The sequence below is a fragment of the Arthrobacter sp. 05L45_2 genome (assembly GCF_056397525.1).
The window spans coordinates 1-23,569 of sequence record NZ_JBFTNO010000008.1; the positions used below are offsets into that span (position 1 = coordinate 1).

The window sequence follows — 23,569 nt, forward strand, 5'->3', positions numbered from 1 at the left end:
CCGCCGCACTCCGCACCCTCCGCGACCTGTAACCGGCGGGCCCTTGGGGCACCGCGAACGTGGGGGAAACCCGGCGTTACGGCACTGAGGCCAGTGGCATTGTGCTCAATTGAGTTGTGTGCAACTGAATTGCGCGATACTCTTTTTATGTGAACGAAACAGAGACCCCGGAGTCCGCCGGATCCAGCGCCCCCGGCCTGGACGCACCCCGGCTGGACCGGCAGGTGTGCTTTGCGATGTATTCGGCGTCGCGCGCAGCCACTGCCGCCTACCGCCCCATGCTGGAAGAGCTCGGACTGACCTACCCGCAGTACCTCGTGATGATGGTGCTCTGGGAGGACCAGCCCCGCAGCGTCCGCGGTCTCGGCGAGGAGCTCGGACTGGACTCCGGGACACTGTCCCCGCTGCTCAAGCGGCTTGAGGCCCTGGAGCTCGTGGAACGACGGCGGTCCGCAGCCGACGAGCGCCGCGTGGAGGTTTTCCTCACCGAGTCCGGCGCCGCTCTCAGTGCCCGGGCCACCGGCATCCCGCAGAGGCTCGCGGACGCCGCCGGACTCTCCGCCGCCGAGCTCGACCAGCTCCGCGAAACCCTCGGCAGGCTCACCGCCGCCCTGCACTCCGGCCACTGACCGGCCCCGGACCCGGCTCCCCGCCGGCGGTCCGGACCCAGAAACTTCCCTGCCCCCAACAGATTGGAACCCCATGAAGACCCTCTACACGGCCGAGGCCCTGGCCTCCGGCGAAGGACGCGACGGCAACGCCCAGACCAACGACGGCAAGCTCAACGTCACCCTGGCCAGCCCGGTGGAACTGGGAGGCAACGGCGAAGGGACCAACCCGGAGCAGCTGTTCGCCGCCGGGTACGCCGCCTGCTTCCACTCGGCACTTCGCCTCGTGGGCCGCAAGGAACGCGCCGACCTGACCGACTCCGCGGTTGCCGCCAAGATCCACTTCGGCGCCCTGGACGAAGGGGCAGGCTACGGTCTGGCCGCCGAACTTGAGATCGCCCTTCCCGGCGTCGACCGGCAGACCGCCGAGTCCCTGGTGGCCAAAGCCCACCAGATTTGCCCTTACTCGAACGCCACCCGCGGAAACATCACCGTAGACATCACCATCATGGAGGTCGCAGCATGAGCACCGAAAACACCACTCTCCCCGCCGTCACCCGCGAAATCCAGCTCGCCTCCCGGCCGCACGGCCGTCCCGTTCCGGAGAACTTCCGCCTCGCCGAGTCCGCGCTGCCGGAACTCCAGGACGGCCAGATCCTGGTCCGCAACCTCTTCATCTCCGTCGACCCCTACATGCGCGGCCGCATGAACGACGTCAAGTCCTACTCCGCGCCGTTCGCCCTCGACGCCGCGCTCGACGGCGGCGCCGTCGGCGAGGTCATCGCCTCCAAGGCCGAAGGCCGTGCCGTCGGCGACACTGTCGTCCACGGCCTCGGCTGGCGCGAGTACGCCGTCCTCGATGCCACGGCCACCACGCCGGCACGCACCGACCTCGCCCCGGCATCGGCGTTCCTCGGTGCGCTGGGAATGACCGGGCTGACCGCCTACGCCGGCCTGCTCAAGGTTGCCGAGTTCAAAGCCGGCGACGTCGTCTTCGTTTCCGGCGCTGCCGGCGCCGTCGGCTCCCTCGTGGGCCAGATTGCCAAGGCCATGGGCGCGTCCCGGGTTATCGGCAGCGCGGGCTCGGCCGACAAGGTGGCCCGCCTGCTGGAGCTCGGCTTCGACGCCGCCTTCAACTACCACGACGGCCCGGTCGCCGAGCAGCTCGCCAAAGCCGCGGGGGAGCGCGGGATCGACGTTTACTTCGACAACGTCGGCGGAGAGCACCTCGAAGCCGCACTGTCCTCCCTGACCGTCGGCGGCCGGGTGGCCATGTGCGGGGCCATCGCCCAGTACAACTCCACCGAGCCGACCCCGGCGCCGCGCAACCTCATGCTGGCGATCGGCAAGCAGCTGACGCTCAAGGGCTTCCTCGTGGGCGGATACTGGCAGCACATGGCCGAGTTCGTTGAAGCCATGTCGGGCTGGCTGGCCAGCGGCGCCGTCAGCTACGACGAGACCGTCGTTGACGGGCTCGAGAACGCGCCGCAGGCCTTTATGGACCTGCTGGACGGGGCCAACACCGGAAAGATGCTGGTCCGCGTCTAATCCCGACCCCAAACAACGGGGCCCCGGAATCCTGGATTCCGGGGCCTCAGGCGTGTGCCCGCGCGGAACGGCATACCGCTTGGTAACAAGTTCTCAACAATCTGGGAAATGACTGTGAACTGTGTTACCCGACGTGTTTCATGCCACTAAAGTATCTTGCATCAGTGCGCCTCGGCGCAGTGCTGCGAATCCGTCAGTGACAACAGTGTTTCGGGGGAAAACCGGAAGCAGACACTCATTGGACTACCGTCGTAGCGCCTATCACTTTCTTCCTGGAGGAACTTTGAAGAACTCACTGCGCGCAACATTCAAGCGCGGGTCAATGGCCGGTGTCGCCACCGCAGGTGCGGCCGCCTTGATGCTCACCGGTTGCGGGGCCGCCCCCACCGCCAGCAGCACCGCCAGCGCGGGCGCCAGCGACTACACGGGCTGCATCGTTTCCGACTCCGGTGGATTCGACGACCAGTCGTTCAACCAGTCCTCCTACGAGGGACTGAAGAAGACCGAGAAGGACCTCGGCATCAAGGTCAACCAGGTCGAGTCCAAGACCAACAACGACTTCGAGCCGAACCTGCGCGCCATGGTCACCGCCGGCTGCAACCTGACCATCACGGTCGGCTTCCTCCTCGGCGACGCCACCAAGGCCCAGGCCACGGCGAACCCGGACAAGCACTTCGCGATCATTGACTTCGGCTACGACAAGCCGATCACCAACGTCAAGCCGATCATCTACGACACGGCCCAGGCAGCCTTCCTCGCCGGGTACCTCGCAGCCGGCACCACCAAGACCGGCACCGTTGCCACCTTCGGCGGCATCAAGATCCCGACCGTCACTATCTTCATGGACGGCTACGCCGACGGCGTGAAGTACTACAACGAAAAGAAGGGCAAGAACGTCAAGGTTCTTGGCTGGGACAAGGCCAAGCAGGACGGCTCCTTCACCGGTGACTTCGAGAAGCAGGACAAGGGCAAGCAGTTCACCCAGAACTTCCTGGACCAGGGCGCGGACATCGTTATGCCCGTCGCAGGTCCGGTCGGCAAGGGTGCGGGCGCAGCCCTGAAGGAAGCCAAGGCCGCAGGCAAGGACGTCAAGCTCATCTGGGTTGACTCCGACGGCTTCCTCACCGCCCCGGACTACAAGGACATCATGCTCTCCTCCGTCATGAAGCAGATGGGCGAGGCCGTGGAGACCGTTGTGAAGGAAGACAAGGACGGCAAGTTCACCAACACGCCGTACGTTGGCACCCTCGCGAACGACGGCGTGCAGCTGGCTCCGTTCCACGACATGGAGTCCCAGGTTCCGGCCGAGCTCAAGACCGAGCTCGACCAGATCAAGAAGGACATCGCCGACGGCAAGCTGAAGGTCGAATCCGCAGCGAGCCCCAAGGCGTAATTTTCCGCCGCCAAGCGCCACGGCCCGGACGGTCCCAGACCGGACGGGCTGTGGCGCTTTTCGTTGCCGGGGGCACCACCCCTGGTTTCACCCACGGCAGCAGGCACTAGGCTGGTCCTGCAGCCCCATCACCCCCGTCCGGGCCGTGCCCCGGACACAAATCGAGATTGGTCAGAGTTTTGAAACTTGAACTCAAGGGGATCACTAAACGCTTCGGCTCCCTGGTAGCCAACGACCACATTGATGTGGTGGTTGAACCCGGGCAGATCCACTGCTTGCTCGGCGAGAACGGCGCTGGCAAGTCCACGCTGATGAACGTCCTCTACGGGCTCTACGAGCCCACCGAGGGCGAGATCCTCATCGACGACAAACCCGTCAGCTTCCGCGGCCCCGGGGACGCCATGGCAGCCGGCATCGGTATGGTGCACCAGCACTTTATGCTGGTCCCCGTCTTCACCGTCGCGGAAAACGTGGCTTTGGGCGCGGAAACCACCAAAGCCGGCGGGTTCCTCAACCTCGATGACACACGCCGAAAGATCCAGGAGATCTCCGACCGGTACGGGTTCGACGTCGACCCCGACGCCCTGATCGAAGACCTGCCGGTGGGTGTCCAGCAGCGGGTGGAAATCATCAAGGCCCTGGTCCGGGACGCCAAGGTGCTCATCCTGGACGAGCCCACGGCCGTGCTGACCCCGCAGGACACCGACGAACTGCTGGACATCATGCGCCAGCTCAAGAGCCACGGCACGTCGATCGTCTTCATCTCGCACAAACTGCGCGAGGTCAAAGCCGTCTCGGACACCATCACCGTGATCCGTCGCGGCAAGGTGGTTGGTTCCGCCAGCCCCACCGCCTCGACCACCGAGCTCGCCTCGATGATGGTGGGCCGGGCCGTGAACCTGACCCTGGACAAGGCCCCGGCCAAGCCGCAGGAAACCACGTTCCAGGTCAAGGACCTCACCGTGATCGCCCCCAGCGGCCAGCACGTGGTGGACGGCATCAGCTTCGACATCGCCCGCGGTGAGATCCTCGCCGTCGCCGGTGTGCAGGGCAACGGGCAGACCGAGCTCACCGAGGCCATCCTCGGCCTGCAGGACCGCGTCCACGGTTCCATCCTCCTCGACGGCGAGGAACTGGTCGGCCGCAGCGTCAAGGACGTGCTCAAAGCCGGCGTCGGGTTCGTGCCCGAAGACCGCTCGGTGGACGGCCTGATCGGGACCTTTTCGATCGCCGAAAACCTCATCCTGGACCGCTACGACCAGGAACCCTTCGCGAAGGGCATCAGCATGAGCCCGGCGAAGGTCCTGGAGAACGCCAAGACCCGGATCGACGAATTCGATGTCCGCACCCCGTCCGGGGCGCTGGCGGCCGGGACCCTGTCCGGCGGCAACCAGCAGAAGGTGGTCATGGCGCGCGAGCTGTCCCGTCCGCTGCGCCTGTTCATCGCCTCCCAGCCCACCCGCGGCGTCGACGTCGGCTCCATCGAGTTCCTGCACAAGCGGATCGTGGCAGAGCGCGACCACGGCACCCCCGTGATGATCGTCTCCACCGAACTGGACGAAGTGATCGAGCTCGCCGACCGGATCGCCGTGCTCTACAAAGGCCGGCTGGTTGGCATTGTGCCGGCCGGAACAGGACGCGACGTCCTGGGCCTCATGATGGCCGGCCTGTCGCCCGACGAGGCCCACGCCGACACCACCAAGACCCCGGCAACAACAGCCGCTGCCCCGGCGCCCGCCGCCCAGCCCGCGCAGGAGCCCACCTCCGGCGCCGTAGGAGAGCACCATGACTGAGACCAACAAGCCCCGCCACGCGGCTGACCCGGACCCGCGGGAAACCCCCGCGGCCGAAACAGAAACGTCGGAAACCGAAGCACAGGCGGCAGATTCCACCACCGTCACCTCCCTGGACACCGCCGGCGGGGCCATGCGCCCCTCCGCCGTCCCGGTCTCGGGCCAGAGCGGCATTGTCCCCGGCGGCCCCGACTCCGTGCTGCGGAAAATCTTCACCGGATCCGGCATGGTCTCCGTGCTGGCCGTACTCCTCGCGCTGATCCTCGGCGGCCTGCTGATCGCCAGCACCGACAAGACCGTCAGCGCCACCGCCGGCTACCTCTTCGCCCGGCCCAGCGACTTCCTGACCGCCGTCTGGTCCGCCGCCACCCGGTCCTACGTGGCGCTCTTCCAGGGCTCCGTGTTCAACCCCCGCGGCTCCGGGGTGGCTGGGCAGTTCGCCCCGCTGATGGAAACCCTGACCATCGCGACCCCGCTGATCACCGCCGGTCTCGGTGTCGCCCTGGCGTTCCGCGCCGGCCTCTTCAACATCGGTGCGCAGGGCCAGATCATCATGGCCGGCATCCTCGCCTCCTGGGTCGGTTTCGCCCTGCACCTGCCCATGGGGCTGCACCTGCTGCTGGTCCTCGTCGCCGGCGTCGTCGGCGGCGCGCTCTGGGCCGGCCTGGTCGGTTTCCTCAAGGCCCGTACCGGCGCCCATGAAGTGATCCTGACCATCATGTTCAACTACATCGCGCTGTACTTCCTGCGGTACCTGCTGAACACGCCGGCATTCCAGCGGCCGGGGGAGACCAACCCGATCTCGCCGATCCTGGACCCCAGCGCCGTCTACCCGCAGATCCTCGGCACCCAGTACCGGCTGCACCTGGGCTTCCTCCTGGCCATCGCCGCGACCGTCTTCGTCTGGTGGGTGCTGAACCGTTCCACGATCGGTTTCGAGTTCCGCGCCGTTGGGGCCAACCCCAAGGCCGCCCTGACCGCCGGCATCAACGTTCCGCGGGCCACCATCCTCGTGATGGCCATCGCGGGCGCCCTCGCCGGCATGTCCGGCGTCGCCCAGGTGGCCGGGACCGAAAAGGTCCTGACCGACGGCGTTGCGGCCACCTACGGCTTTGACGCCATCACGGTGGCCCTGCTGGGACGTTCGACGCCGTGGGGCACCTTCGCCGCCGGCCTGCTGTTCGGCGCCTTCCGCGCCGGCGCCGTCCAGATGCAGATCCAGACCGGAACGCCGATCGATATTGTCCTGGTGGTCCAGTCCCTGATCGTGCTCTTCATCGCSGCSCCGCCGCTGRTSCGSGCGRTSTTCGGMMTGAACCCGCGCAAGAAGAAGGCCGCCAAGGCCGCCACGTCCAAAAAGGCAGCAACCACCGGAGCAGCAGCATGAGCACAACAGCAACTTCGCCCCAGCCGGGGAAGCCGCAACCCGAACCGCGCGCAGCCGGAGCGGCGTCGCCCAAGCAGCACACCACCGCCGTGACCGCCAAGCCGGTGACCTGGAAGCTCCCGGCCACCCTGGTGGTGCTCGCCGTCGTCGCGTTCATCTTCTTTGGCCTGATGGGCCCGCACCAGACCGCCAAGTTCGGGATCTCCACCGGCAGCGACTTCTTCCAGCTCCCGGCCCTCGAAGTCCCCGCGTTCCTCGGCGGCATCGTCCTGTCGGTGCTGATGCTGGCGCTGGCCGGGTACGCCGTGTTCCTCAAAACCCGCGACACCAAGGTCCCGGGCTGGGTCACGGTCGCCTTCATCGTGCTGTTCGTCGCCGCCTTCCTCATCTGGGTGGTCGGCGGCGCCCGCACCACCAACATCTCCCTCGCCGGCCTGATCGCCGGATCGGTGACCCTGGCGGTCCCGCTGGTGTTCGGTTCGCTGTCCGGCGTGCTCTGCGAGCGTGTCGGCGTCGTCAACATCGCCATCGAGGGCCAGCTCCTCGGCGGCGCGTTCACGGCCGCCATCATCGCCACCCTGACGCACAACGCCTTCCTGGGCCTGCTCGCGGCGGCCGTCGCCGGCGCGCTGGTGTCCATGGTCCTGGCCCTGTTCAGCATCAAATACGTCGTCAACCAGATCATCGTCGGCGTTGTGCTCAACGTCCTCGTCTCCGGCGTCACCGGCTTCCTGTTCAGCACCGTCATGCAGGCGGACAAGGACAAGTTCAACTCGCCGGCCCACCTGGACCCCATCACCATCCCGGTCCTCGGCGACATCCCGCTGATCGGGCCCATCCTGTTCAAGCAGTCCCTGATCGGCTACCTCATGTACATCGCCGTGATCGTTGTCTGGGTGGGCCTGTTCAAGACCAAGTGGGGCCTGCGCGTCCGCGCCGTGGGCGAGCACCCGCAGGCCGCCGACACCATGGGCATCAAGGTCAATGCCACCCGCTTCTGGAACGTCACCCTGGGCGGCGCCATCGCAGGCATCGGCGGTTCCTTCTTCACCCTGGTCGCGATCGACAGCTTCACCAAGGAGATCTCCGGCGGCCGCGGCTTCATCGCCCTGGCTGCGCTGATYTTCGGCCGCTGGAACCCGATCGGTGCGTTCTTCGCCGCCCTGCTGTTCGGCTTCGCCGACAACCTGCAGAGCATCGTGACGATCATCGGCACCCCGGTACCCAGCCAGTTCATGGCCATGCTCCCGTACCTGGTGACGGTCCTCGCCGTCGCCGGCCTGGTCGGTCGCTCCCGGCCGCCGGCAGCCAGCGGCATCCCGTACGTCAAGGGCTGACCATGACGGACACCATGCCTGCCGCCGCCGTGGACTGGGCTGCCCTCGAGGCCGCCGCSGTCGCGGCSATGAAGAASGCCTACGCGCCSTATTCGAAGTTCGCGGTGGGGGCTGCTGCCCTCACCGCGGACGGCCGGATCGTCAGCGGCTGCAACGTCGAAAACGCCAGCTACGGGCTCACCCTCTGCGCCGAGTGCGCACTGGTGGGCAACCTGCACATGACCGGAGGCGGCCTACTCCGCGCCTTCTACTGTGTTGACGCGGACGGCAACGTGCTGATGCCGTGCGGGCGCTGCCGGCAGCTGCTCTACGAATTCCGGGCCCCCGACATGCAGCTCATGACCACGCAGGGCATCAAGACGATGGACCAGGTGCTCCCCGATGCATTTGGCCCCCAAAACCTGGAGGAAACCCGGTGACACAGACCACCAGCAACACATCCGGCGGCAACGCTGAAGCGTTCGACGCCGTCGACATCATCCGCGTCAAGCGGGACAAGGGCGTGCTCAGCCCGGCCCAGATCGACTGGACTATCGACGCCTACACCCGCGGCGCCATCGCCGACGAGCAGATGGCGGCCCTGAACATGGCCATCCTGCTCAACGGCATGGACCGTGCCGAGATTTCCCGCTGGACCGCGGCCATGATCGCCTCCGGCGAGCGGATGGACTTCTCCAGCCTGCGCCGGCCCGACGGCGGCATGAAGGCGACCTMGGACAAGCACTCCACGGGCGGCGTGGGGGACAAGATCACCCTGCCGCTGGCGCCCCTCGTGGCCGTCTTCGGGGTCGCCGTGCCGCAGCTGTCCGGCCGCGGCCTCGGCCACACCGGCGGGACCCTGGACAAGCTCGAGGCCATCCCGGGCTGGCGCGCGGCGCTCAGCAACGAGGAAATGCTCGCCCAGCTCCAGGACGTCGGCGCGGTCATTTGCGCCGCCGGCGCCGGACTCGCCCCGGCCGACAAGAAGCTTTACGCCCTGCGCGATGTCACCGGCACGGTCGAGGCCATCCCGCTGATCGCCTCCTCGATCATGAGCAAGAAGATCGCCGAAGGCACCGGATCCCTGGTCCTGGACGTCAAGGTGGGCAGCGGGGCGTTTATGAAGGACGAGGCCCGGGCCCGGGAACTCGCCGAGACCATGGTGGCCCTGGGCAAGGACGCCGGCGTCAACACCGTGGCGCTGCTGACCAACATGAACACCCCGCTGGGCCTCACCGCCGGTAACGCCATTGAGGTCGAGGAATCCGTCGAGGTCCTGGCCGGCGGCGGCCCGGAAGACGTCGTCGAACTCACCGTCCGGCTGGCCGAGGAGATGCTCGCCTGCGCCGGAGTGCACGACGCCGATCCGCGCGCCGCGCTCAAGGACGGCCGGGCCATGGACGTCTGGAACCGGATGATCGAGGCCCAGGGCGGCGACCCGCGGGCCACCCTGCCGGTCGCGAAGGAGTCCGAAACCATCTACGCGCAGGCGGACGGTGTCCTGGTGGAACTCGACGCGATGGCCGTGGGCGTCGCAGCGTGGCGCCTCGGTGCCGGGCGCGCCCGCAAGGAGGACCAGGTCCAGGCCGGCGCCGGTGTGCGGATGCACGCCAAGCCCGGCGCCACGGTCCGCGCCGGCGAGCCGCTGATGACCCTTCTGACGGACACGCCGGAGAAGTTCGACCGTGCCAAGGAGGCGCTCGAGCACGCCGCCGTGATCGCCCCCGAGGGCTCCCGCCCCGCGCAGCAGCTCATTATCGACCGGATCGCCTAACCCCCCGGGCGACCCCAGCCCCGCCCCACCCGTTGCCCTATCACTTTTGGCTGCTCTCACCCCGGTTTAGCCGCCAAAAGTGATAGGGCAACGGGCGCCGGGGCGGGCAGTACACTGGCACCACAGTATTCCGGGAGAAACCGGGCACCGCCGTGCGTTAGGAAACCGTGCAGGCAATTAACGACTTCATCCTGGCAGCCGCAGGCCAACCCTGGGTCCTCGTCCTCGTCTTCGCCTGTTGTGTGATCGACGGGTTCTTCCCGCCCGTGCCTAGCGAGTCCGTGGTGGTCGGACTGGCCGCGGTGGCCGCCTCCGCCGAGGTGCCCAACCCGCTCCTGCTGGCCGTGATCGCAGCCGCCGGCGCGTTCACCGGCGACAACATCGCCTACCTGATCGGCCGGGCAACCGGCACCGGACGCTGGGCCTGGATGCGAGCGTACCGGGCGCAACGGGCCTTCCTGTGGGCCGGCGGTGAACTCCGCAAACGTCCCGCCTCCCTGATCATGGTGGCCCGGTTTGTCCCCATCGGCCGGGTGGCGGTCAACCTCACCGCCGGCGCCACCAGTTTCGCGCACTCCCGCTTTGTCGGCCTCACCATACTGTCCGCGATGCTGTGGTCCGGGTACTCCGTGGCGGTCGGGCTGTTCTTCGGGCAGTGGTTCGAAGACAACCACCTCCTCGGCGCCACCATCGCGATCATCTGCGCCATTCTGTTGGGCATCGCCGTCGACCTCGGCCTCAGCCGGCTCCGCGGCCGGGTGCCGGACGGACGCCAGCCGGACGGACGCCAGCCGGACGGGCAACGGACGGCCCCGCCCGCCGACGGCTGACAGCGGCCCCGTGGCCCGCGTCATGGCCGGATTTTTCGGTCCCGCCGCGTAGCGCCCGGCGCCCGGCACGTGGGACACTTAGGTGCGATTCACGTCACGTCGGTGCCGTAAACCAGCATTACCGATCCCCTTCCGTCCCGGGTACATTCCCACCCTTCAGTTTTCGAGGAGCGCAGCCCGCGTGGAGTTCATTAATGAGGCCGTGCTCCATGCAGCCGGCCAGTGGTGGATCTACCCCCTCCTGCTGGTGTTCTTCTTCGTCGACGGCTTCGCCATGGTGGTGCCCAGCGAAACCCTGATTGTGGCCCTCGCCGCGTACTCCCGGCACAGTGGACAGCCCAACCTCTGGCTCCTCGGCCTGACGGCACTGATCGGCGCCGTCGCCGGGGACAACATGGCCTACCTGCTGGGCCGCAAGATCGGCATCGAACGCTTCCGCTGGATGCGGAAACCCAAAGTCCAGCGCGTCTTCGCCTGGGCCCGGTACGAGCTGGAAAAACGCGGCGCGGTCCTGATTTTCACCGCCCGCTACATCCCCTGGGGCCGCGTCGCGGTCAACTACGTGGCCGGTACCACGGGGTTCCCGCACCGCCGCTTCTTCTTCCTGGACGCCGTCGCGTGCCTCACCTGGGTGATCTACTCGATCGGGATCGGCATCCTCGCCAGTTCCTTCCCGTGGCTGCACCACAACCCGCTCCTCAGCGCCGGGATCGCCGTCGTCTTCGCCATTGTCCTGGGCATCGCCGTTGACCACGCGCTGCGCTGGTGGCACAAACGGCTGGGCCGGCACGACGAGCCGACAGACGGTGCCGCCGCCGGCACTGCACCGGACCATGCCGCAACCGACGGCGCCGCGGACGCTGCCGGGTCCGAGCCGGTGCTGACTGCCCGGTCAGCGGAGAACGACGCCTCCCGCAAGTAGCGCCCGGCGCCGTCCGACCCTAAGGTTGGAACGTGACTGAGACTATTCTTGACGCTGCCCCTGACCTCGAATTCGACCTGAAGGGCCTTCCCAAGGTTTCCCTTCACGACCACCTGGACGGCGGACTCCGTCCGGCCACCATTATTGAACTTGCCGAGGCCGTCGGCCACACCCTGCCTTCCACGGACCCCGTCGCACTGGGGGAGTGGTTCCGCGAATCCGCAGACTCCGGCTCGCTGGTCCGCTACCTCGAAACGTTCGACCACACCATCGCCGTGATGCAGACCAAGGAAGGCCTGTTCCGCGTAGCCAAGGAGTTCGTTGAGGACCTGGCGGACGACGGCGTGGTGTACGGCGAGGTGCGCTGGGCACCGGAACAGCACCTGCAGCAGGGCCTGTCCCTGGACGACGTCGTCGAAGCGGTCCAGGCCGGACTCGATGCCGGCGTCGACGCCGTCGCGGAGACCGGACGCGAGATCCAGGTCGGCCAGCTGATCACGGCCATGCGCCATGCCGACCGTGGCCAGGAAATCGCCGAGCTGGCCGTCCGGCACCGCTACAAGGGTGCCGTCGGCTTCGACATTGCCGGGGCCGAGGACGGCTTCCTGCCCTCCCGCTTCAAGGACGCCTTCACCTACCTGGCCGAGCACAACTTCCCTGCCACCATCCACGCCGGCGAGGCCGCCGGGCTGGACAGCATCCAGTCCGCCCTGGTGGACGGCCGCGCCCTTCGCCTGGGCCACGGCGTCCGGATCGCTGAAGACGTGTCCGTCGAGTTCGAAGAGGCCGAGGACGCCGACCCGGACAGTGACGAAGTCGATGACAACATCGGCCTCGTAACCCTGGGCGAGCTGGCCAGCTGGGTCCGGGACCGCGGCATCGCCCTCGAAATCTGCCCGTCGTCGAACCTGCAGACCGGTGCGATCGCCGGCTTCGGYGAAGGCATCGARARCCACCCGKTGGACATGCTCTACCAGYTGGGCTTCAACGTCACCATCAACACYGATAACCGGCTSATGAGCGGYGTCACSCTSACCGACGAGTTCGAGCTCCTGGTGGAGACCTTCGACTACGACCTCGATGACCTGCTCGAGCTCACGTTGAACGCAGCCGAGGCCGCGTTCCTGCCGCTGGAGGAGAAGGAAGCCCTGGTCGAATACATCAACGAGGCCTACGCCGACCTTGGCTAAGGACTCCAACCCCGTGGACGCGCCGCTCGGCGACCTGGTGCGAACCATCGCCGAGCTGCGCGTCCACTGCCCCTGGATGGGCGCCCTGACCCACGCCTCCCTCGTGGAATACCTCCTCGAGGAAGCCCATGAGGTAGCCGAAACCATCGAGGCCGACGGCGGCGACGCCGAACTTCAGGCGGAACTCGGCGACGTCCTATTGCAAGTGGTGCTGCACGCCCGGCTCGCCGAGGAACGCGGCGCGTTCACGTTCGACGACGTCGCCCGCGGCCTGCGCGCGAAGATGATCCGCCGCAATCCGCACGTCTTCCGCCCGGACGGGACCCTGCAGGAGACCTTTCCCGCCCCAGTGCAGGACATCGTCCAGACCTGGGACGCGGTCAAGAGGGCCGAAAAGCCGGACCGCGGCCACGTCTTCGACGGCGTCCCGGCCGCCCTGCCGGCCCTGGCCCGGACCCAGAAGCTGCTGGACCGCGCCGAACGCGCCACGGCCGCAACGCGGCCACCAGCCCCCGCGCCGCCCGCCGCCGTCGCGCCCGCCACCGAACAGGAACTCGGTGAGGTGCTGTTCGGCATCGTCGCGGCGGCCCGGGCCAACGGACTGGACGCGGAACGGGCGCTCCGGGCAGCCAACCGGGCGTTCCAGGAGGCCCAGGAGGGCCCGCACGACGGCGATGCCCGCGGCGCGGCACCATCAGCACCGCGTCCGGGGACTGGATAGCTTTCCGTAACTTATCCCACTCTCGACTAGGCTAAGGGCGACGAGGACGTCGGTTTTCAGCTTGATCCACCGCTAGTTTCCCAGCAGTCAGATTCCCAGCAGATCGCTTCACCCAAAGGAGCATATTCATGGCGCTTATCGATGCCATCCACGCCCGCGAGATCCTYGATTCCCGCGGCAACCCGACMGTAGAAGTTGAAGTYCTGCTYTCCGAYGGCCARATCGGCCGCGCRGCAGTTCCGTCCGGTGCCTCCACCGGCGAACACGAGGCCGTGGAACTCCGCGACGGCGACAAGGGCCGTTACCTCGGCAAGGGCGTGCAGAAGGCCGTTGACGCGGTCATCGACCAGATCGCCCCGGCCCTGATCGGCTTCGACGCCACCGACCAGCGCAGCATCGACCAGGCCATGATCGACCTGGACGGCACCGCCAACAAGAGCAAGCTGGGCGCCAACGCCATCCTCGGTGTGTCCCTGGCCGTCGCCAACGCCGCGGCCGCCTCCGCCGACCTGCCGCTCTACAAGTACCTGGGCGGACCGAACGCCCACGTCCTGCCCGTGCCGCTGATGAACATCCTTAACGGMGGCTCCCACGCGGACTCCGACGTCGACATCCAGGAATTCATGGTGGTTCCGCTCGGCGCCGAGACCTTCTCCGAAGGCCTGCGCTGGGGCGTTGAGGTCTACCACGCACTCAAGGCTGTGCTGCAGTCCAAGGGCCTGGCCACCGGCCTCGGCGACGAGGGCGGCTTCGCGCCGAACCTGCCGTCCAACCGCGCCGCCCTGGACCTGATCCAGGAAGCCATCAAGAACGCCGGTTACACCCCGGGCAAGGACATCGCCCTGGCTCTCGACGTCGCCTCCTCCGAGTTCTTCAAGGACGGCGGCTACCAGTTCGAAGGCAGGACCCTCAGCTCCGCCGACATGAGCGCCTACTACGCCGAACTGGTCGCCGACTACCCGCTGGTCTCCATCGAGGACCCGCTGGACGAGAACGACTGGGAAGGCTGGAAGGCCCTCACCGATTCGATCGGCGACAAGGTGCAGATCGTGGGCGATGACCTCTTCGTCACCAACCCGGAGCGCCTGCAGACCGGCATCGACTCGAGCACCGCCAACTCGCTGCTGGTCAAGGTCAACCAGATCGGTTCCCTGACCGAGACGCTCGACGCCGTGTCCCTCGCCCAGCGCGCCGGGTACACGACCATCACCTCGCACCGCTCCGGCGAAACCGAGGACACCACCATTGCTGACATCGCCGTTGCCACCAACGCGGGCCAGATCAAGACCGGTGCCCCGGCCCGCTCCGAGCGCGTCGCCAAGTACAACCAGCTGCTGCGCATCGAAGAGGAACTCGACGACGCCGCACGCTACGCGGGCCGCAGCGCCTTCCCGCGTTTCAAGGGCTAGTACCCGCGAAAACCGGTAACCGGTGGCTATGGTTGAAAGACCATGGCCACCGGTTCTGTTTTTGGCCTGCGTTGAAGGAGTGACATGGCAACCCGCCGTCCCAAAGTTCCCCGGGCCGCTGCTGCGGCCCCGAAGTCTACGGCCACCAGCCGGGGGGCCGCCGACGGCGCCGACGTCATCCGTGCCGATTTCGGCGGCTCGCGGCACGGCAGCGAATCCGCCGGCCGCGCGCCCGGCCACCACACCGCAACCCCTCCTCCCGCCGCACCGCCGTCGGCACCCGCGAGTGCCGGCACCCGGGGCGCGGCAGGGGCCGCCGCAACTCCGGGGGCAGGCCACCCGAAAACCGGGTCCGCCAAAGCCGCAGCCAAACCTGCTGCCGCAAAATTCGGCCAGTCCGTCCCAACGGACGGCGCGGACCCCGTACCGGCCAAGGCCTTCTCCGGGCGCCTGCTCGCCCTGGGTGTTGTCATGATTGCCATCACCATCATGCTGGCTCCCACAGTGCGGATCTTCCTCGAAAAACGCGCCGAAATCGCCGCGCTGCAGGCGGACATCTCGGCGGAGGAGAACAAGCAGGCGGACCTCAAACGGCAGGTCTCCCGCTGGCAGGACCCCAACTACGTGAAGCAGCAGGCCCGCGACCGCATTAACATGGTTATGCCCGGTGAAACCGGCTACTGGGTTTACGGCAGCGATTTACCCGTCACGACGTCCGGTTCGGGCGCCGCGGCAGGATCAGCCGGCGACCCCGCCAATCTGCCCTGGGTGGATTCCCTCTGGGACTCCATCAGGCGGTCGGCCACAGACTAGGGCGGCGCCCGCCGCCGGATCACCACAGCCAGGTGATTCCAACAGGGCAGGAAGGTGCCGCACCAGTGGACGAGAACCGAGTGGACGATTCCCGGCAAGGGAACGCCGCCCCAACGCCCCCCGATCACGCGACCCCGGCGCCGGACGATGCCCGCCGGCCCTCGGCACGGGACCTTGATGTCCTGAGCCGGCAGCTCGGACGCCCGGTGCGCGACGTCGTGGAGATCCCGGCCCGCTGTGTGTGCGGCAACCCCCTCGTCGCGGCCACCTCGCCGCGGCTGAGCAACGGGACGCCTTTCCCCACCACGTTCTACCTGACCCAYCCGGTCATCACCTCGGCCGTATCCCGGCTGGAAGCTGCAGGGCTGATGAACGAGATGAACGACCGGCTCGGAGCCGACGGGTCGCTGGCAGCGGACTACCGGGCCGCCCACGAGGCCTACCTCGAGGCCCGCGCCGGCATCGGCGCACGGTCCGGCATCGGCGCCGTCCCGGAGATCGACGGGATCTCCGCCGGCGGTATGCCCACCCGGGTCAAATGCCTGCACGTGCTGGTGGGCCACTCGCTCGCGGCCGGCCCCGGCGTCAACCCTCTCGGCGACGAGGCCCTCGAGGGCATCAGCGAATGGTGGACCCGTGACCGCTGCTACTGCGACGGCGCGTGGGACACCGGCGGTGAAGCCCCGYCACAGGACCTGAGCCGGCACGGGCCGCAGGGCCTCCCGGAGATCGTGGGCCGGCCCGCCCCGGTCCGCAAATCCCGCACCGCTGACGGCACCGCGGACGACGCCGGAGCCGGGCAGTGAGCCGGGTCGCCGCGATCGATTGCGGCACCAACTCCATCCGCCTGCTCATCGCCGATGTGGCGGCAGACGGCGCGATGCCCAGGCTCGCCGACGTCGTGCGGGAAATGCGTGTGGTGCGGCTGGGCCAGGGCGTCGACGCCACCGGCGAATTCGCCCAGGACGCGCTGGACCGGACCCTCGAGGCCACCCGCGACTACGCCGAGCTGATCCGGCACCATGGTGCCGGGAAGGTGCGTTTTGTGGCGACCTCCGCCACCAGGGATGCCAGGAACCGCCAGGTCTTCATCGACGGCGTCCGTGACCTGCTCGGCGTCGAGCCTGAAGTGATCACCGGCGACGAGGAAGCCGCGCTGTCCTTTGCCGGCGCCAGCAGTGTGCTGCCCTCGCGGGGCAAGGACCCGGTCCTGGTGGTAGACCTCGGCGGCGGCAGCACCGAGTTCGTCCTCGGCGACGCCGACGGCGTCATCGCCGCCCGGTCCGTCGACGTCGGCTGCGTCAGGATGACCGAACGGCACCTCCAGGACGACCCGCCGACTGCGGAGCAGATAGCCGCAGCCGAGGCCGACGTCGACGCCGCCATCAGCCAGGCAGCCCTCACGGTGCCGTTGGAGCGTGCCACGGCCGTGATCGGCGTCGCCGGCTCTGTCACGACCATCACTGCGCACGCGCTGAAGCTGCCGGAATACTCGCCGGCCGCCATCCACGGCACCGAACTGGACCTGGACACCGTCCGCCAAGCGTGCACCTCGCTGCTCGAAATRTCCCGCGAGGACCGGGCCGCCCTGCCGTACATGCACCCCGGCCGGGTGGACGTCATCGGCGCCGGCGGACTGGTCTGGCGGCGGATCCTGGACCGGATGGCGGATGCCACCGGCCAGCGGATCACCACAGCGGTGACCAGCGAACACGATATTCTGGACGGAATCGCCCTGAGCATCAGCTAGCACCGTGCCGGCCCGGCAACGCCACCATGTCGGATGCACCAGCTGGTGCCGTGCCGCCCCGCGGCCCCGCCGACTGCCATGCGCGGAACCCCGCCCGCAGCCAACCCGCCGATTGGACCCGAATGACCAGAGCAACAGCCCGGCGCCGCCGGACCGCCTCCGCATTGCTGGCCCTCGCCCTCGCCGGCGGGAGCGCCGCGGGCGCTCTCTCGGCGGCACCGGCGGCCCAGGCCGACTCCACCCGGGACAAGGAATACTGGCTGGCCGAGTCCGGAATCAAAAAGGCCTGGGAAGTGTCCAAGGGGGCGAACGTCAAGGTCGCCGTCATAGACAGCGGCGTGGACGGCAACCACCCCGACCTCAAGGGCGTCCTGACCGGCGGCACGGACGTGTCCGGGGCCGGCGCCGCGGACGGACGCAAGAGCATCGGGGCCAAACCCGAGCACGGAACCCTGGTGGCGACCATGCTGGCCGGCCGCGGCCACCAGCCGGCCAAGTCCACCGCGAAGCCCTCTGCGAAGCCGGGGGTCGGCCCCGACGGGATTGTCGGGGTTGCCCCGGAGGCCCAGATCCTCTCCGTGTCCACCTGGCTCGGCTCGGAGAACCCGGGCGGGAAGAGCGACCAGGACCAGATTCCTGAGGCGGTCCGCTGGGCGGTGGACAACGGCGCCCGCGTCATCAATATTTCCCTCGGCAGCACCTCCCCGGAGTGGCCGCAAAGCTGGGACGCGGCGTTCCTCTACGCCGAACAGAAAGACGTCGTCATCGTGGCCGCGGCCGGCAACCGGGTGGGCGGCAACATCCAGGTGGGCGCACCCGCCACCATCCCCGGCGTCCTGACCGTGGCCGGCCTTGACCGCAAGGGCGTGGCCAGCGTCGACTCCTCCTCCCAGGGCATCAGCATCGGCGTCGCCGCGCCGGCCGAAACCCTGGTGGGCGGCCTCCCCGGCGGCGGCTACGCCGAATGGGCGGGCACCTCCGGCGCTACCCCCATCGTGGCCGGCGTCGCCGCCCTGATCCGTTCCAAATGGCCGGAGATGTCCGCCAGCCAGGTCATCAACCGGATCGTCACCACGGCGAAGGACGCCGGGGCGCCGGGCAAGGACCCGCTGTACGGCTTCGGTGTGCTGAACGCGGAGGCGGCGTTGAAGGCCGACGTCGCGGAAACCACCGTGAACCCGCTGGGGTCGATCTCGGACTGGATCCGGGTGCACCGGCGGGGCAACCCGGTGCACAGCGCGCCCGCCCCCGCGCCCACACCCTCCAGCGCCGCGCCGACCCTGCCCGACGCGACCGTCCCCGCCGCGGAGGCACCCTCACCGGCCGACAGCGCCGTCCCGGCCATGGTGGTGCTTGGCTTCGGCGGGCTCATTGCCTGCATCATCGCGGCGGCCGCCATCCAGCTGCGGCGCGCGGTCCGCGGCTCCACGGCCGTGACGGGTGCAGGGGAGGGGCTCGAACCAGGCGCCGGGCCGGAGCCCGAACCGGAGCCCGAACCGGAGCCCGGACCCGAGGCGGGTCCGCCGGCCGGTCCGGATACAGGCCACGCAGCCGGGCCCGATGACGCACCGGCAACCCCGGATTCCGCGGAGCGTAGCACTCCGAGTAGTTAGTGAAGTTTTTCACAAACTACGGTATCCTTGTGGCATGGCATCCACCCTTCAGCTCCAGGACCGTCCCAGGGTACTCGTCGTCGGCGGCGGGTACGTCGGCCTGTACGTAGCCCTCAAACTGCAGAAAAAGATCGCGAATGCCGGTGGCATCGTCACCCTCGTTGATCCGCTGCCTTACATGACTTACCAGCCGTTCCTGCCGGAAGTGGCCGGCGGAAACATCGAGGCGCGTCACGCTGTGGTCTCGCACCGCCAGCACCTCAAGCAGACCGAACTGATCCAGGGCCGCGTCACCTCGATCGACCACGTCAACCGCACGGCCGTCGTGGCGCCGTCGGACGGCACCGAAAACTTCGAGATCCCCTACTTCGACRTCGTCCTCGCCGCCGGTGCGATCACCCGCACCTTCCCGATCAAGGGCCTGGCGGACAAGGGCATCGGCCTGAAGACCATCGAGGAAGCTGTCGCCCTGCGCAACAGCGTCCTGGAGCGCATCGAGACCGGCTCGCTGATGACCGATCCGGCCGAACGCGCCCGCGCCCTGACGTTCGTCGTCGTCGGCGGCGGCTTCGCCGGCATCGAGTGCATCACCGAAATGGAAGACCTCGCCCGCGCCGCGGTCAAGAACAACCCGCGCGTCAAGCAGGAGGAAGTCCGCTTCGTCCTGGTCGAGGCCATGGGCCGCATTATGCCCGAGGTCACGGCCAAGCAGGCCGAGTGGGTCGTCGAGCACCTGCGCAGCCGCGGCATCGAGGTTCTGCTCAACACCTCGCTGGACAACGCCGAGGGCTCGCTGAAGCTCATCAACCTGCCGGACAAGACCCCGGCCCAGGAATTCGAATCGGACACCCTGGTCTGGACTGCCGGTGTGCAGGCCAACCCCATGGTCCGTTCCACCGATTTCCCGCTGGAGCCCCGCGGCCGCGTCCGCGTCCTCCCGGACCTCCGCATCTCCGGCGACGAGGGCATCGTGGAGAACGCCTGGGCTGCCGGCGACATCGCGGCTGTCCCGGACCTCACGGGCAGCGGCCTGCCGGACGGCACCTGCGTCCCGAACGCCCAGCACGCGCTGCGCCAGGCCAAGCGCCTTGCCAAGAACCTGTGGGCCTCCCGCTGGGACAAGGAGCTCAAGGACTACAAGCACAAGAACCTGGGCGCCGTCGCCGGCTTCGGCGAATGGAAGGGCGTTGCCAACATCAACATCATCGGCCGCATCGGCCTTAAGGGCCCGCTGGCCTGGCTCGCGCACCGCGGCTACCACGGCCTGGCGATGCCCACGGTCGAGCGCAAGATCCGCGTCATCTCCGGTTGGTTCTGGGCTCTCTTCCTGGGCCGCGACACCACCCAGCTGATGGACCTCGACAACCCGCGCGGCGCCTTCGTGGCCGCAGCGACGCCGGCCCCCAAGCCTGCCGCTGCCCCCGCCGCACCGGCGGCCGACAAGCCGGCCGAGGCACCTGCCAAGGAAACTGTCGTGGCTGACTCCAAGTAGTCCGTAGCAGTCCGACGACGGCGGCCGTTCCCTTCCGGGGGAGCGGCCGCCGTCGTCGTTGGAGGCCGTCCGCGTGAAGACCGGATTGGCCGCCGGGCGGCCCGCCCCGCCTAGACTGGCCCCATGACTCCCGCTGAGAAGGACCTCAACACCCTGCTGGCGACCATGCGGCCGGTGATCCGTGAGGGCGAGTACGTCTACGCGCTCTGGCCGCACGGCAAACCCCTGGCCGGCCACGTGGCCGCGGCTGTCCGCGAGGCCGAGGGCCTGACGGTGGTGCTTCCGCGGGCCGATGCCGACGCCCTGGGCCTGGACTACGACTTCGTTGCCGCCTGGAYAACCCTCCAGGTGCATTCCGCGCTGGAGGCGATTGGCCTGACGGCGGCTGTGAGCACTGCCCTGACGGAGGCCAAAATCAGCTGCAACGTGCTGGCCGGGTTCCACCACGACCACCTGCTGGTTCCCGTGCCGGACGCCCAGCGCGCCCTCGAAGTCCTGCATGAGCTCTCCGCCGAGGGCCGCGCCGCAAACAGCGGGCAGACGCCCCCTGCCCCCACCCTGGTGCTGCGGGGCGAAGTGCCCGCAGACCGCCCCGCGCTGCTGGATCTCGCTGCGGCGGCCTTCGCCATCTCGCCGGCCACCGGGCTGGCAGTGGAGGGGGAGCCGGAGGAAGTGGACCTGCTGCGGCGGCTGTTCGAGTGCGGGGAATACCTGCCGGAGTTCAGCATTGTGGCCGAACTCGACGGCGAGATCGTAGGGCACGTCATCAGCACCCGGGGCCGGGCGGGGGATCTGGACCTGCTGGGCCTCGGGCCGATCGGCGTCACCCCGCGGCTCCAGCGGCACGGAATCGGCTCGGCGCTGATGAAGGAGACCATTGACCGGGCCAACGCGGCGGGGGAGCGGGGCATCGYGCTGCTGGGCAGCCCTGAGTACTACGCCCGCTTCGGCTTCGTCCCTTCCACGTCCCTGGGGGTGCAGGCACCGGACCCGGCGTGGGGCGAACTCTTCCAGCTGCTGCCGCTGGCCCTCTGGCAGGGCGGCGCCGACGGAACGTTCCAGTACGCGGCGCCGTTCGACGTGCCGGCCGCCGCGTCGTAGGAACGCGCCGGCGGGATACCATTGACCGGGCGCCCCAGTAGCCCAATTGGCAGAGGCAGCGGACTTAAAATCCGCGTGTTGTGGGTTCGAGTCCCACCTGGGGCACACATGGGCGGGCTGATTCCGCCGCTTTCGAGGTGCCTGATTTCCTCTATGCAACGAGTGTTATAAGGATGTGACCCTAGTCACTTATGTTCAGGCCGAATTTGCATTAGCTTGAATCTAAATCAGGAACACCTGATCTTTCGCATCAAAGGCCGTTCGCACCTTTAGATCGAGGAGATTTCTCTATGACTTCACTCCCCCAGGTGGCGCCGCGCATTGCTAAGCTCACAGCGCTTAGCATCGGCGTCGCCCTTCTGGCTACGGCTTGTGGCGGTTCGTCCACGCCGTCGTCCAGCGGTTCGTCCTCCGCGCAGGCCGCCGGCATCGCATGCCCGGCCCCGAGCGCAACCGGCGGAGCCACCAGCTCGGCCGCCGCGGCAGGTTCCGTACCCGCGTCCACGACCACCACGGACACCCCGCTGAAGATCGGCTCGCTGCTGCCGACCACGGGCTCCCTGGCCTTCCTCGGCCCGCCCGAAATTGCCGGTGTGAACCTTGGCATCAAGGAAGTTAACGACGCCGGTGGCGTGCTCGGCAAGCCGGTCCAGGTTATCCACCGCGACTCCGGCGATACCAAGACCGACATTGCGACCCAGTCCACCACCGCGCTGCTCGGCCAGGGCGTAAGCGCCATCGTCGGTGCCGCCTCCTCGGGTGTCTCCAAGACCGTGATCAACCAGATCACGGGCGCCGGCGTTGTCCAGTTCTCCCCGGCCAACACCTCGCCCGACTTCACCACCTGGGACGACAAGGGCCTCTACTGGCGCACCGCTCCCTCGGATGTCCTGCAGGGCAAGGTGCTGGGCAACTACATGGCGACCTGTGGCGCCCAGACCGTTGGCATGATCGTACTGAACGACGCTTACGGAACCGGCCTGGCCAAGAACGTGAAGTCCGCAGTGGAGTCCGCCGGCGGCAAGGTTGTCGCGGAAGAGCTGTTCAACGAGGGTGACTCGCAGTTCTCCAGCCAGGTGGACAAGGTCCTCGCGGCCAAGCCCGATGCCATCGCCCTGATCACCTTCGACCAGGCCAAGAGCATCGTCCCGCTGATGACGGGCAAGGGCGTCAAGCCCACCCAGATCTTCATGGTGGACGGCAACATGTCCGACTACAGCAAGGACTTCAAGGCAGGCACCCTGAAGGGCGCCCAGGGCACCATCCCGGGCACCTTCGCCAAGGATGACTTCAAGAAGAAGCTGCTCGCCATCGATCCCGCGCTCAAGGATTACAGCTACGCAGGCGAGTCCTACGACGCCGTGAACCTGATCGCACTCGCGGCTGAGGAAGCCAAGAGCACCAAGGGCGTAGACATCGCCAAGCACCTCAAGGATGTCTCCGAGGGCGGCGAGAAGTGCAACAGCTTCCCGACCTGCGTCACCCTGCTCCGCAACGGCAAGGACATCGACTACGACGGCCAGTCCGGCCCCGTAACGTTCTCCGACGCCGGTGACCCGACGGAGGCCTACATCGGCATCTACGAGTACCAGGATGACAACAGCTACAGGCCCGTCAAGGAAGAATTCGGCAAGCTCTAAGCCGCGCCTCTGACTGACACACAAGAAACCCCCGCCCATCTGGGCGGGGGTTTCCTGCGTCTCCGGGGCTGGGTGTTGGCGCGCGCCTCTCGCGGCGGAGAGACCAACGGGGCGGCGCGGGGCATCCGGTGTGGTTCCGGACGGGGGCAGCTCGGACCCGCGGCACCAGCGCCCGAATCCGGTGGGAATACCTCTGGCGGGTGCAAATGACGCTGGCGACGGGGGCAGGTGCCTGCGAAAGCGCCGTTGTTGCGTTGGTCCCACGGCGG

Annotated in this window: 21 protein-coding genes and 1 tRNA gene; all 22 read left to right on the forward strand. The window is 68.0% G+C overall.

Going from position 1 to position 23,569, the window contains the following annotated elements:
• The first annotated feature begins 236 nt into the window (after window positions 1-236).
• The 22 genes from AC1DHD_RS01465 (at window position 237) to AC1DHD_RS01570 (ending at window position 23,300) form a co-directional block, all read left to right on the forward strand.
• Window positions 237-629 (forward strand): MarR family winged helix-turn-helix transcriptional regulator, encoded by a 393-nt coding sequence (locus AC1DHD_RS01465; RefSeq protein WP_476878002.1) that lies wholly within the window; start codon window positions 237-239, stop codon window positions 627-629.
• A 73-nt stretch (window positions 630-702) separates the two neighbouring features.
• Window positions 703-1,134, forward strand: a complete 432-nt coding sequence (locus AC1DHD_RS01470) for an organic hydroperoxide resistance protein (protein WP_476877976.1) — start codon at window positions 703-705, stop codon at window positions 1,132-1,134.
• Window positions 1,131-2,156 (forward strand): NADP-dependent oxidoreductase, encoded by a 1,026-nt coding sequence (locus AC1DHD_RS01475; RefSeq protein ID WP_476877977.1) that lies wholly within the window; start codon window positions 1,131-1,133, stop codon window positions 2,154-2,156. The genes AC1DHD_RS01470 and AC1DHD_RS01475 overlap by 4 nt, the downstream gene beginning before the upstream one ends.
• Window positions 2,157-2,439: 283 nt before the next feature.
• The gene (locus AC1DHD_RS01480) at window positions 2,440-3,549 is read left to right on the forward strand and encodes a BMP family lipoprotein (RefSeq protein ID WP_476877978.1); all 1,110 of its coding nucleotides are present in this window, start codon (window positions 2,440-2,442) and stop codon (window positions 3,547-3,549) included.
• A gap of 179 nt (window positions 3,550-3,728) precedes the next feature.
• A complete protein-coding gene (locus tag AC1DHD_RS01485; protein WP_476877979.1) occupies window positions 3,729-5,342 on the forward strand; it encodes an ABC transporter ATP-binding protein in 1,614 nt (537 codons plus the stop codon).
• The gene (locus AC1DHD_RS01490) at window positions 5,335-6,729 is read left to right on the forward strand and encodes an ABC transporter permease (RefSeq protein ID WP_476877980.1); all 1,395 of its coding nucleotides are present in this window, start codon (window positions 5,335-5,337) and stop codon (window positions 6,727-6,729) included. Before AC1DHD_RS01485 ends, AC1DHD_RS01490 begins: the two co-directional genes overlap by 8 nt.
• A complete protein-coding gene (locus AC1DHD_RS01495) occupies window positions 6,726-8,066 on the forward strand; it encodes an ABC transporter permease (RefSeq protein ID WP_476877981.1) in 1,341 nt (446 codons plus the stop codon). Before AC1DHD_RS01490 ends, AC1DHD_RS01495 begins: the two co-directional genes overlap by 4 nt.
• A gap of 14 nt (window positions 8,067-8,080) precedes the next feature.
• Window positions 8,081-8,485, forward strand: a complete 405-nt coding sequence (locus AC1DHD_RS01500; RefSeq protein ID WP_476878003.1) for a cytidine deaminase — start codon at window positions 8,081-8,083, stop codon at window positions 8,483-8,485.
• Window positions 8,482-9,819, forward strand: a complete 1,338-nt coding sequence (locus AC1DHD_RS01505; protein WP_476877982.1) for a thymidine phosphorylase — start codon at window positions 8,482-8,484, stop codon at window positions 9,817-9,819. The genes AC1DHD_RS01500 and AC1DHD_RS01505 overlap by 4 nt, the downstream gene beginning before the upstream one ends.
• Before the next feature lie 167 nt (window positions 9,820-9,986).
• The gene (locus tag AC1DHD_RS01510) at window positions 9,987-10,649 is read left to right on the forward strand and encodes a DedA family protein (protein WP_476877983.1); all 663 of its coding nucleotides are present in this window, start codon (window positions 9,987-9,989) and stop codon (window positions 10,647-10,649) included.
• Window positions 10,650-10,830: 181 nt separating this feature from the next.
• Window positions 10,831-11,571: a DedA family protein gene (locus AC1DHD_RS01515; RefSeq protein WP_476877984.1), complete on the forward strand. Its 741-nt coding sequence runs from the start codon at window positions 10,831-10,833 to the stop codon at window positions 11,569-11,571.
• Between the two features lie 32 nt (window positions 11,572-11,603).
• The gene (locus AC1DHD_RS01520) at window positions 11,604-12,761 is read left to right on the forward strand and encodes an adenosine deaminase (protein WP_476877985.1); all 1,158 of its coding nucleotides are present in this window, start codon (window positions 11,604-11,606) and stop codon (window positions 12,759-12,761) included.
• Window positions 12,762-12,837: 76 nt separating this feature from the next.
• Window positions 12,838-13,482, forward strand: coding sequence for a MazG nucleotide pyrophosphohydrolase domain-containing protein (locus AC1DHD_RS01525; RefSeq protein WP_476878004.1), 645 nt, complete (start codon window positions 12,838-12,840; stop codon window positions 13,480-13,482).
• 128 nt (window positions 13,483-13,610) lie between these two features.
• Complete coding sequence (gene eno / locus AC1DHD_RS01530) at window positions 13,611-14,891, forward strand: phosphopyruvate hydratase (RefSeq protein WP_476877986.1); 1,281 nt, start codon at window positions 13,611-13,613, stop codon at window positions 14,889-14,891.
• Window positions 14,892-14,975: 84 nt separating this feature from the next.
• Window positions 14,976-15,704, forward strand: coding sequence for an FtsB family cell division protein (locus AC1DHD_RS01535; protein WP_476877987.1), 729 nt, complete (start codon window positions 14,976-14,978; stop codon window positions 15,702-15,704).
• A gap of 182 nt (window positions 15,705-15,886) precedes the next feature.
• Window positions 15,887-16,510, forward strand: coding sequence for a DUF501 domain-containing protein (locus tag AC1DHD_RS01540; protein ID WP_476878005.1), 624 nt, complete (start codon window positions 15,887-15,889; stop codon window positions 16,508-16,510).
• The gene (locus tag AC1DHD_RS01545; RefSeq protein WP_476877988.1) at window positions 16,507-17,454 is read left to right on the forward strand and encodes a Ppx/GppA phosphatase family protein; all 948 of its coding nucleotides are present in this window, start codon (window positions 16,507-16,509) and stop codon (window positions 17,452-17,454) included. Before AC1DHD_RS01540 ends, AC1DHD_RS01545 begins: the two co-directional genes overlap by 4 nt.
• A gap of 122 nt (window positions 17,455-17,576) precedes the next feature.
• Entirely contained in the window at window positions 17,577-19,067 is a 1,491-nt protein-coding gene (locus tag AC1DHD_RS01550; protein WP_476877989.1) for a S8 family serine peptidase, read from the forward strand.
• A 34-nt stretch (window positions 19,068-19,101) separates the two neighbouring features.
• Complete coding sequence (locus AC1DHD_RS01555) at window positions 19,102-20,559, forward strand: NAD(P)/FAD-dependent oxidoreductase (RefSeq protein ID WP_476877990.1); 1,458 nt, start codon at window positions 19,102-19,104, stop codon at window positions 20,557-20,559.
• A gap of 123 nt (window positions 20,560-20,682) precedes the next feature.
• Window positions 20,683-21,660, forward strand: a complete 978-nt coding sequence (locus tag AC1DHD_RS01560; RefSeq protein ID WP_476877991.1) for an N-acetyltransferase — start codon at window positions 20,683-20,685, stop codon at window positions 21,658-21,660.
• 31 nt (window positions 21,661-21,691) lie between these two features.
• Window positions 21,692-21,765, forward strand: a tRNA-Leu gene (locus AC1DHD_RS01565).
• Between the two features lie 185 nt (window positions 21,766-21,950).
• Window positions 21,951-23,300, forward strand: a complete 1,350-nt coding sequence (locus tag AC1DHD_RS01570) for an ABC transporter substrate-binding protein (RefSeq protein ID WP_476877992.1) — start codon at window positions 21,951-21,953, stop codon at window positions 23,298-23,300.
• Window positions 23,301-23,569 lie beyond the last annotated feature (269 nt).